Here is a 9,185-nt window from a genome sequence, read left to right on the forward strand (position 1 = left end):
GTTATTTTCTATGTCGAAGCCGTTCAATTAAACCATCCTTCCATCCAGGCGGCGGTAACGTAGCTTTAGCCCGGTTTGCTTCTCGTTGATTTAGGTAAGCCCTGGTTGCTTCCAGCTCACGTTCACGTGCTGATTGATCGGCCGCGAACCCCCGTATCTCAGAGATCTTGGGGTAAAAACTGCTTATCTTGATGTGACGCTCAACATTTTGGACAGCCGTTTCAAAAGGGAAATCTTTCAGCTCCTTGAGATGACGGTCTATGTTTTCGTCGCTGGTTATAAAATTTGGGTACTCATCGCTGATTAGCATGAACAACCGAAGAATATCAGCCCTTTCCACGCGTCTCCTCCTCTCTCAACATTTGTTGCAGTCGGATCTGATTCTGTTGTTGCCTAGACGGTTGTTGTCTCCGACCACTCGGTACCGAACCTGTTGTAACTGAAGAACCTTTCCTTGCTTCGAAAGCCTCGTCCAACGCTTTGGCTGCTTCAATCGTTTTGGCCCCAGACCTCAGATAGTCTCCAAGGATCTTGGTAATAAGGGTGAACCTGTACCCTGAAGCAGCCAATGCCGCACGTTCCATCGCTCGTATAACCACAGCCTCGTCCATGTTGTCCTCATCGATGTAAACGATAAGTTGCTGTGCTTGGAATGGATTGCACTCGAATCCAAACACTCGCTTGTGAGCAGAGTAAAATGATTCATACTCCGGATCAGGTTGTCGATCAATTTGATTCTCGTCTGCAGTAGCAGATGATGAAGCAGAAGAAGAATGAAGAAGATCTTTTAATACAGGGTCTAAAATTTGTTCCACTTTTCGTTCTACTTGCGGAAAGTGGTTTAATTTTTGTTCCACTTTCTCACCTCCCCCGTTAAAGTGGTCTATATTTTGTTCTACTTCCTGTCCTACTTCGCCAGAGTAGCTATCCAAGTGGTTCAAATTTTGTTCCACTCCGACACCCAACAAGTCGAATTCGACGCTGTAATCTCCTTTGGATTGTCCTCTTGGCGGTTGAATGTAAGCAATCAATCCTGCATCAACGAGCTTTTTTCGATGAGCATTTAGCGTACCTTTGTTCGTAATTCCTGTTTGAACCATGAGATCCTTATTGGTCATTTTCCACGCCTTACGCCACCCAAGCTTTGCACTGCGTCGCCATAAGGCAATCATTATTGCTATCCCTTCAGGACCAAATTCCTCCGGCCCGCCAATGGCTTCAAATTGTTCCAGAAGCCCGGAAAGGGTCGGTCTGGCTGTCTCGGTCACTTGCGTCTCCCCCTCCCGTAGCAGCCGTGATTTCAGTTCCATAAACCAATATTATTTCTGTTGAACAGCGTAAACAGCTACATCGAACTTGCTTTCATTGCCCGTTATCTCTTGAATAATGGTTTGAATTCCACGACCGAAATGAGTAACTAAATCATTAATCGCTTGTGGCATATGAGCAGGATCTGACGACGCTGCAGCCTGTGCCCCCAACGAGAAAGCAACGTCTCTTAAATGGGACTGGAGAACCTCCGGCCCTTCCATCGAAGCGTCTTCAAACATTTGTTGCAACTGGTTGAAGACTGCCTTTCTGCTCTGTTTGGTGTTGTTCACTTTGATTGCTCCTTCCTAATCCAATTCGGACTTGCTCTTGGACCTTCTCCCATGCGTCAGCGTAAACTGCTTTGTATTCATCGCCTTCATTCAAATCCATCACTACGCTTGCTTCCACCTTGAGACTTTGGTAATTGCCCAGGTTTTTCGTGTAAGTCGCACCAACAGATATTTGCTTAACACTTGCCATGTTTAATGCTCCCTTCTGTCTTTTAGGAATACATGCGGATACTTGGCCCGCTTTACTTCCCAATCAGGGTACCCGCGTTCAAAATACGCAATGGTTTCACGTTGAAAGGCTGCCTTGTCAGTATCGAACAACTTCCAAATCCGCTCCCCCATCATGCTCTTCAGGAGCGGTTTGCCTGACAGATCGTTCATATCGATCACCTACCCGCTACATATACCTGTTTGCCTGTGAGGGCTGCTATTTCTCGTTTGAACAACGCTTCATCGCTGTTGTTGTCTGACAAGTGGAGCAGGTGAATCTCTTGCACACGCCGCATGTCATTTGCTCTAATGAATTCCTTCACGTTCTCGAGTGAAAAGTGAGAACGCAACAATCTATGTTTCATAACCGCCGGCACATGGCCAGCGGCGATATTTTGATTAAGGATCTGGATGGAATAATTGCACTCGATCATGATGTGAGTAAGTGCGGTAAAACGATGCTTGATGTAATAGGTATCTGTTGCAAACAGAAGCTTGTCCCCTGCTGTATTAGCCAAGAGGAACCCCAAGGGCTCCGCTGCGTCATGCTGAACATCAAAGGGTCGAATTGACCAGGTACCAATGGTGAATGGCTCAAGTGCCGATACACGCCGCACACGATGACTGTCTATCCCTAAAGCATCAGCAGTGCCGGAACTGGTGTATATGTCCACTCCTGCCTTGATCAGATCTTTGACAGCGATGCTATGGTCTCCATGTTCATGAGTTACGAGACATCCGGACAATGATGACACCTGAAATGCAAGACCACGCTGAATATCCTTATAGCGCAGCCCTGCATCCAGCAGCAGGGACGTGTGGCCGTCCGTGATTCGGTAGGCGTTACCCGCGCTACTGGAGCCGAGGGAAGTAATCTCGACCATCAGAATCCAGGTCCATTACCATCAGGTGAACCTTCATCACCAAAATTCATTTCTCGTTGTTCATCGTGTTGTTCAGGCTCCTGTTGAAGATCGTTCTCTTCATTCGCTTGCCCTGGCGGTGGTGAAATATCAATCGGCTCTGTATTGGCATGTTCAGCGATTTCGCGTTGAACTTCGTTGTATGACTCATCCGTTGCTTCGGTGTACGACAGCTCTACAAGCGCATTACCAAAGTCCTTTGGAATCTTCTTCACTACGTTGTTCCGCATCTTACGGATTAGCATAGATTCCCTACTTTGTGGTTCGCTCCAGGCTGTACTGATGTATTGCTGAAGTTCGGAATCATCCAACGCTGCCATGCCTGCAGCCTTAGCTTTGTTGAGGATTTCAGATTTCTTAGCAGCTATTTGCTTACGTTGGTCGGCAGTAGCCTTGTATCGATCAGCGCAAATACCGAATGTTTCATTCATCATGTTGTTGTTCATATGTGCAAGGAGATTACGGATAACGTCATCCTTTTCAGCAATATGAAATTCAATGGTTCCGTCTTTTTTCATGATGGGGTACACAACTCTCACCACGTCACCTTTGCCCTTTGGTCGCCACGTCGGGGGAACAACGTCGAATCCGGTGTATTCCGGATAAGTGAAGTCATCACCCTCGCGTACAAGCCAGAACTGCCCGACCTTCTTCACATCACGTCCATAGCGAGCGAGGATGGCATCATTGCCATCACCTTCAATCCCCATTTCAATAGACTTCTTCCAAATGGTAACGTCCTTGCCATCAACCTTCTTTTTGACCGAAACGTTCCGAGTTTGAAAATAAACCTCCCGGGGACTAGCTGCGGCATTAAGTTTGAGAGAAGCGACCTGAAGCAAAATTTGAGTAATATTGCTCTTATCTAAATCACTGTCATTCCAGCTGATGCCCTTTGAATCCAACGCATTGTTAATTGCTGAAATTGCATTTAACACACATGACTTTGCATATTCGTCCATCTTCACGCCATTCCCGATGAGTTGACGCTCGATCATCGGGAAATAGTTGTCATTTACTTTTGAAAGTGTTGTTGAAAAGTCGCTCAATTAAATCGCCTCCTGGATGTCGTTATGCTCTAAGCGGAGTTTCTTGTTTCTGTCTTTCCAAGCAGCTTCAGCTTCTTCATAACTGCCATGTTGTTTGCTGAGTTCTTCCTGTACTTCTTCTGGCAAACTACTGAATGCCGGTGGAACAACCAAACGAATCATTTGGGCATCTGTATCGATGAGCTGCGTCACGGCTTCGGCATTGTCTACGAAGATAGGGGCCGAGAATCCGTAATATTGTCCCAACGTGTTGATGATGTCCAAGCCGACGTTGATCCGAGCTGCGTTATTCAGACCGCCCTCATACGGAACGCCGTTATACAGCGTCTTGCAAACATCCTTCAGACCACCATTGATCTGTTCCTCAAAGAGTCTGAACCGGGCATATCTGAATTTGCTATTGATCTTGGATTCAAGAAGCGACACTTTCGTTCGTGTGAACTCTTCTGTGAGGTAGAGCTCGTGTTCCAGCTTCTCAAACTCGCCTGCAAGCTTACGCTCCTGTTCAGCCAGCTCAGCGATGCGCTCCTCAGTTGCCTTTACTGTCGCCAGCTTCGCTTTGTCCGTTTCCAAGTCATCAACTTGCGATCGGATCAACCGGATCTCGGATTGCACTTTGCCAATGGCATCAGCTGAAGAAGAACGAAGTTGCTCGATCTCAGCACGGACTTGTTCTCCTTCGCGCTGTTTGGACTGGTACTTGGTATCGTCAGCCGGATCAGCAACATTCGTTTGCAAGCTCTGTAGGGTTGCTTCAGCCGCCGTAACTTCTGCCGCCTTCGATGCAATTTCCTCCTTCAGCTTGGCCAACTCGCCATCAAGTGTCTTCAATGCCTTTTCAAGGTCGTTCTTCTCTGCTGCTGCAAGTTTACCGTCAGCACTTATTGCTTCAAGACGTTTGGACTTGTCCAAGTTAAATGCTTCAAGTGCTTTGTCCTTTGCCGACTGGACTTGGTCATCCGGAAGTGCTTGTCCGCATGTAGGGCAGTTGGCATCATGTTCGTGTTCGTGCACCGGATACTGGAGACTGTCAAGTGACGTCCATTCTGCCCGTAGCCTTTTAACCTGACTATCTACACGAACTATCTGTCCTTTATAGCGTTCTTCCTCACGTTGCCCTGCAGTTAATCGGGACTGTAGTTCAGAAGCTTCACCACGTAATTGCGAAAGGATTGCTTGTTGTCCGCTTACTGCTTGTAAGCCGTCTGCCTGAATCACTTGCTTAATTTCAGACAATTCCGCGTTGATCTCACGCAAGCGGATCTCCTTGGCCGACAACTCACCACCGGATTGAATCCGCTGAAGCTCAGCGGTTTTGGCATCTACCCTGCCGCGCATCGTTTCGATGTCTTCTTGCAGAAGTTCAGCGTCCAAGTCGGAAACGTCCGGCATACTGCGACGAGCTTCATCGATGCGGACCGGAATCTTTTCAAGTTCCTTGTTGATCTCAGTCCGACGAGCTGCGATCACCTTGCGGTGATCCTCAAGGCTTCGATCTCCAAGAATGTCAGCCAATGGCGCGAGTTGCTTCCTGCTTGAAATGATTTCGGCATCCGTCATCTCACCGCATACGTCCAACAGAACTTTGCGGCGGGCATCCGGTTTAAGAATCTCGTTAAAGTAAGAAGGACTTGTCAGGAGTTTGAATATGTCCTCACTGATTAGCCCATCGACTTCGGCCTTGTACTGCCCTTGCTTAACTGGAATACCGTCCACATAATATTCTGTTGTATGACCACCAAATTCTGCTGCCGCTTGTCCCCGCTTACGCGTCCATTTCTCAGCAAACACTTTTTTGAAGGAGCGGCGGCGACGATCAACCATCAAGACTGCTTCAACCTCATGTTGTAAGCCGTGTTCAGCAACTTTCCCGGCTTCATCCAGACCTTTGATTTCAAAGTCAGTGCGATTTTGGCTGTCTTTACCGAACAGCGTCCATACGAACCCATCGAACAACGTTGTTTTGCCTGTGGCATTGTCACCGTAAGCAGAAACACTGCGACCGTCAGCTTCCAATACAAAATCCCGTAATCCTTTGAAATTGCGAAGGGTCAGGGAAGTCAAAGTAATTTGTCTCATGCGCTCTTCTCCTTTGATTTGAAGTGCTGGCTGATTGCATCCGCTACAGCCGCAAGTTGATCGTCATCGGCCATCAGTTCAACGGAACCAAATGTACCCGAGACGGAAAGTATTGCTGGCGTGTAGTGCATCGCTGGTTTAACAGCAGCGTCAATGGTTTGAGCCGATAAGTCGACAGTAATAGCAGTCGTTTTACTCATAACGTCCTCCTTGTTTGGAACGGTCACCCATGGTAAGATGACCGTGTATCCATATTTAATTTTCAATGTTCTGAGATAGCCCGTAGCCGCGGGCTATTTTTCGTTGTCAGCGATTTTCTGATCCTCGGTTTCCTTTAACCCGTTCAACTCAACTTCCATTTCCTCAACCTTGTCACGAACTCTTTCGAGGTTAGAAATTAAGTCACCAATTTCTCCATCCGTAAATTCAGATAATCTACGAAGGATGTAAGGCGTATTGTTTAAAGCGTCATTCGTGTCATCCTTCAAACTGTTCAAGAGATTCAGCATGTTATCAAACGATTCTTGAATGTCCATTTCCCTGTGCCCTCCTTTCATATGTACTTTCAAGATGGGCCGGGACTTGAACCCGGCATCGGTTTGCGTCGTAGTTTATGGTCGCCATGTTTCGGACGAACTTCACCGGAAAGCATGAGTGGGCATTTTTCTGTACAGTCATGCCGTACAAACTCCTATAAGCGCCGGAGACTTCCACTCCTATTTCGCTCTGTTTAAGGCGCTGCATGCTCGTTCTGCCACCACCTTGGATGCGTCAGCCGCATCTCACCGCCAACGGAACGGGAGTTGGTTATGAAACCCGTCCCGCAAGCAGTGAGACAAGGCCGACAATGGCCTGTCCATAACTTGTATTGTTAAATCTTTTCAATCTCCGCCACGGCCTGTGCCATGTATTCTGACGGCAGCTCACGCAAACTTAAAGCAGCGTTCTGCCAGCGGTGAAAGATCATTTCCCGTTCTTGCCAAATGGATTCGAAGTCCGTTCCTTGAACCGATCCATTGAATGCTGTAACAGCTGCCGTGTTCTGGCGGAGGGCCTTAGCACATTCCGTATAATTTATGATGATTTGGATGGCCATCTGATTGTTCATACAGACTCCCCCTTGCGCTTTTGCTCGGGAGACTGTACAATTTGCAGCAGAAGAGACTTTAACCGAGTTCTCAGACCAAGTGTCCGCCCTGCCAGGCGGGCATTTTTCATTTCTACTTCCGCGAACCGGATCATCTGATTAAGATACTGCTCCGCTTCATTCATCTTCCCAGGCAACAATTTCTCAGGCTGTTTTCGAATCAGTTCCAAGTTGTGCTTCGAGTTTCTTCCAGCCTGCAATGCTTCATATGCCAACTGTTCACGAGACATTCAATCAACCTCATTTCATATATTTTTTAGCCTTTAGCTCGGCCCGATGCTCTTTCCAGATCCCGAACCAAGAGAACGAATACTCTTTGCACAGCACGGCTGCAAAGTGCGTGAGCGCCGTTATCGCTTCGACCGTCTCCATCAGAAGCCGCTTCATTATCTGCCGATCAGCTTCGGTGAGCTGGTCGCCCGTCTTATTGATCGGCACCTCGGATGACAGGTCCAAAACTTCCTTCATTTCCTCGACCGTTTTAAAAAGCACCGATGCCCTATGTAAGTCCACATTGTCCAGCCAGGGAGCAAAAGCGCCGCCTGTGACTTCCCCAGCTGCAGCAATGTATAACTGACCATCATCGTAATGTTCAGCCGCACTACGCATTAGTTCTTTCGATGGATTACGCGTCCCTTTGATCACCTTTCCAATCTGCGAACCATCCATGTGAACTGCTTCTCCAGCCTTTGCCAGAGTATCACCGGTGCGTTTGATAACTTCACCCAATGCACCAGGAAAATGTCCAATTGTCATATCTACAAGATCTCCTTTGTCCGTTTTAGTCGGATGAATTTGGACAGAGGGTTGATGTAATATTGTGATGTAAGGTCTTCCCCTGATCCCTTCATCGTCCGCCGGCAGCCGGTACAGCTCCGGCGGATTTTCTTATTTGCTCAAGGTGAGCTTGGGTTGTTTCCTTCAATGAATTTAGTTCATCAAACGTAATCTCTTCCGGATTGTCAGTATGACGACCGTTATATAACGTTTGCTGGAGAGCTTCATCAGGCTCAATGCCTTGAAGTAAAACTCTTATGGTGGCTCCTGCGACGCATGCGGCTGGAGAGGATTCGCGATACCAGTGTAGTGGCATTAAGCAGTGCCTCCTCGCTGCTCCCAATAGCCTTTGGCATTGGATTTCACCCAATCTGTGTGTTCGTCAATCCAAACCATTAATGAATGAAAAGGTACTCTTGGGTGACCAAACTCTCTAATCACTGGGAAATCCTCTCTGTTCAAAAGCTCTGCCGCTTTCGTAGCGCCGATCTGTAGCAACTCCATTAATTGCTTCTTATCCATCAAGGTTGGATGTGCTTGTGAAGAAGCAAATGCTGATTGTTCAATTGCTTTGTGAACGGCCGACATGATCATTTGTTCCAGTTCACTGGGATTGACTTCGATTTTGAACATGTTAAGTCTCCTTTCAGAAGTATCACTTTGCTGTTTTAGCAAAGTTTTCAGCAAAAAAATTACTAAGCTTGCATTCAAGTTGTTTTGCCAAAACTGGCAAGTGTACTGCTTTAAAAGAATACTCACCATTTTCATATTTCATATAAGTCGAAGCATTCTTCATGTCTAGTGAATCAGCCATGTCTTGAAGTGTTTTACCTAATTTCTTGCGTCTTTCTTTTATAAAGTGAAGATTGAATTCCCTAAGCATTTCTCCACTCCCTCTCTTTGCTGATTTAGCAATCTTCTTGTTCCATATATTACATTGCTAAATTAGCAAAGTCAAACTAATTTTTGCCACTTTAGCAAAATTGTTTTTTCTAAAATAGAAAAATGATATCATTAAATTGCTGTTTTAGAAAGAAAGGGAGTGTTATTCCTTTGTCCGTAACAGGAAAACGTATTAAGAACTTGCGTGAGGAAAGAGGTTTAAGTCAGCTTGAATTTTCAGAACGTATCGGTATGAGTAATAGTGTTCTATCGAGAATTGAATCTGGAAAACGTCCAATAGAAGATAACGAAATCAATATCTTTGCTGATTTTTTTGAAGTATCAGGTGATTATATTTTAGGTCGCTCAATTTCAAAAACTCCTTCAGGTGGTAGTGCTTACTTGGATGGCGGAAAGAGTTGGACTGAAGAGGAAAAGCAGGTCGCAGATGCAGCAATTCAGGCTTGGAGAGAAATGAAGAAAAAGCAGCAGGAGCAGCAGGATAAATAAGTGCTAG

Annotated in this window: 17 protein-coding genes; 1 reads left to right on the forward strand and 16 read right to left on the reverse strand. The window is 46.4% G+C overall.

Features of this window, described 5'->3' with window-relative positions; all coding sequences use genetic code 11:
• Position 1: 1 nt before the first annotated feature.
• From ACETMN_RS18760 to ACETMN_RS18835, 16 genes are all read right to left on the reverse strand, one after another.
• Complete coding sequence (locus ACETMN_RS18760) at positions 2-340, reverse strand: hypothetical protein (protein ID WP_411734919.1); 339 nt, start codon at positions 338-340, stop codon at positions 2-4.
• A complete protein-coding gene (locus tag ACETMN_RS18765) occupies positions 327-1,310 on the reverse strand; it encodes a DnaD domain protein (protein WP_411734920.1) in 984 nt (327 codons plus the stop codon). Before ACETMN_RS18765 ends, ACETMN_RS18760 begins: the two co-directional genes overlap by 14 nt.
• A gap of 9 nt (positions 1,311-1,319) precedes the next feature.
• Positions 1,320-1,550, reverse strand: coding sequence for a hypothetical protein (locus ACETMN_RS18770; protein WP_411734921.1), 231 nt, complete (start codon positions 1,548-1,550; stop codon positions 1,320-1,322).
• Entirely contained in the window at positions 1,543-1,791 is a 249-nt protein-coding gene (locus tag ACETMN_RS18775; protein ID WP_411734922.1) for a hypothetical protein, read from the reverse strand. The genes ACETMN_RS18770 and ACETMN_RS18775 overlap by 8 nt, the downstream gene beginning before the upstream one ends.
• Positions 1,792-1,793: 2 nt before the next feature.
• Positions 1,794-1,982, reverse strand: coding sequence for a hypothetical protein (locus tag ACETMN_RS18780; RefSeq protein ID WP_411734923.1), 189 nt, complete (start codon positions 1,980-1,982; stop codon positions 1,794-1,796).
• A gap of 5 nt (positions 1,983-1,987) precedes the next feature.
• A complete protein-coding gene (locus tag ACETMN_RS18785; protein WP_411734924.1) occupies positions 1,988-2,695 on the reverse strand; it encodes an MBL fold metallo-hydrolase in 708 nt (235 codons plus the stop codon).
• Positions 2,695-3,783, reverse strand: a complete 1,089-nt coding sequence (locus tag ACETMN_RS18790) for a hypothetical protein (protein ID WP_411734925.1) — start codon at positions 3,781-3,783, stop codon at positions 2,695-2,697. Before ACETMN_RS18790 ends, ACETMN_RS18785 begins: the two co-directional genes overlap by 1 nt.
• Complete coding sequence (locus tag ACETMN_RS18795) at positions 3,784-5,862, reverse strand: AAA family ATPase (RefSeq protein WP_411734926.1); 2,079 nt, start codon at positions 5,860-5,862, stop codon at positions 3,784-3,786.
• Positions 5,859-6,062 carry a hypothetical protein gene (locus tag ACETMN_RS18800; RefSeq protein ID WP_062319452.1) on the reverse strand — a complete coding sequence of 68 codons (204 nt, stop codon included), beginning with the start codon at positions 6,060-6,062 and terminating at the stop codon, positions 5,859-5,861. The genes ACETMN_RS18795 and ACETMN_RS18800 overlap by 4 nt, the downstream gene beginning before the upstream one ends.
• A gap of 93 nt (positions 6,063-6,155) precedes the next feature.
• A complete protein-coding gene (locus ACETMN_RS18805) occupies positions 6,156-6,398 on the reverse strand; it encodes a hypothetical protein (RefSeq protein WP_411734927.1) in 243 nt (80 codons plus the stop codon).
• 335 nt (positions 6,399-6,733) lie between these two features.
• Complete coding sequence (locus tag ACETMN_RS18810) at positions 6,734-6,970, reverse strand: hypothetical protein (RefSeq protein ID WP_411734928.1); 237 nt, start codon at positions 6,968-6,970, stop codon at positions 6,734-6,736.
• Entirely contained in the window at positions 6,967-7,239 is a 273-nt protein-coding gene (locus ACETMN_RS18815) for a hypothetical protein (protein WP_411734929.1), read from the reverse strand. Before ACETMN_RS18815 ends, ACETMN_RS18810 begins: the two co-directional genes overlap by 4 nt.
• A 10-nt stretch (positions 7,240-7,249) precedes the next feature.
• On the reverse strand, positions 7,250-7,765 hold the full coding sequence (locus ACETMN_RS18820; protein ID WP_411734930.1) for an XRE family transcriptional regulator: 516 nt from the start codon (positions 7,763-7,765) through the stop codon (positions 7,250-7,252).
• Between the two features lie 91 nt (positions 7,766-7,856).
• Positions 7,857-8,102: a hypothetical protein gene (locus tag ACETMN_RS18825; RefSeq protein WP_411734931.1), complete on the reverse strand. Its 246-nt coding sequence runs from the start codon at positions 8,100-8,102 to the stop codon at positions 7,857-7,859.
• Positions 8,102-8,419, reverse strand: a complete 318-nt coding sequence (locus ACETMN_RS18830) for a DNA-binding protein (protein WP_411734932.1) — start codon at positions 8,417-8,419, stop codon at positions 8,102-8,104. The genes ACETMN_RS18825 and ACETMN_RS18830 overlap by 1 nt, the downstream gene beginning before the upstream one ends.
• Before the next feature lie 22 nt (positions 8,420-8,441).
• On the reverse strand, positions 8,442-8,669 hold the full coding sequence (locus tag ACETMN_RS18835) for a helix-turn-helix domain-containing protein (protein ID WP_411734933.1): 228 nt from the start codon (positions 8,667-8,669) through the stop codon (positions 8,442-8,444).
• 170 nt (positions 8,670-8,839) lie between these two features.
• On the opposite strand from ACETMN_RS18835, the gene ACETMN_RS18840 reads away from it, so the two are divergent.
• Positions 8,840-9,178, forward strand: a complete 339-nt coding sequence (locus ACETMN_RS18840) for a helix-turn-helix domain-containing protein (protein ID WP_411734934.1) — start codon at positions 8,840-8,842, stop codon at positions 9,176-9,178.
• Positions 9,179-9,185: the final 7 nt, after the last annotated feature.

The sequence above is a fragment of the Paenibacillus sp. M2 genome, from assembly GCF_046713495.1.
GTDB lineage: Bacteria > Bacillota > Bacilli > Paenibacillales > Paenibacillaceae > Paenibacillus > Paenibacillus amylolyticus_B.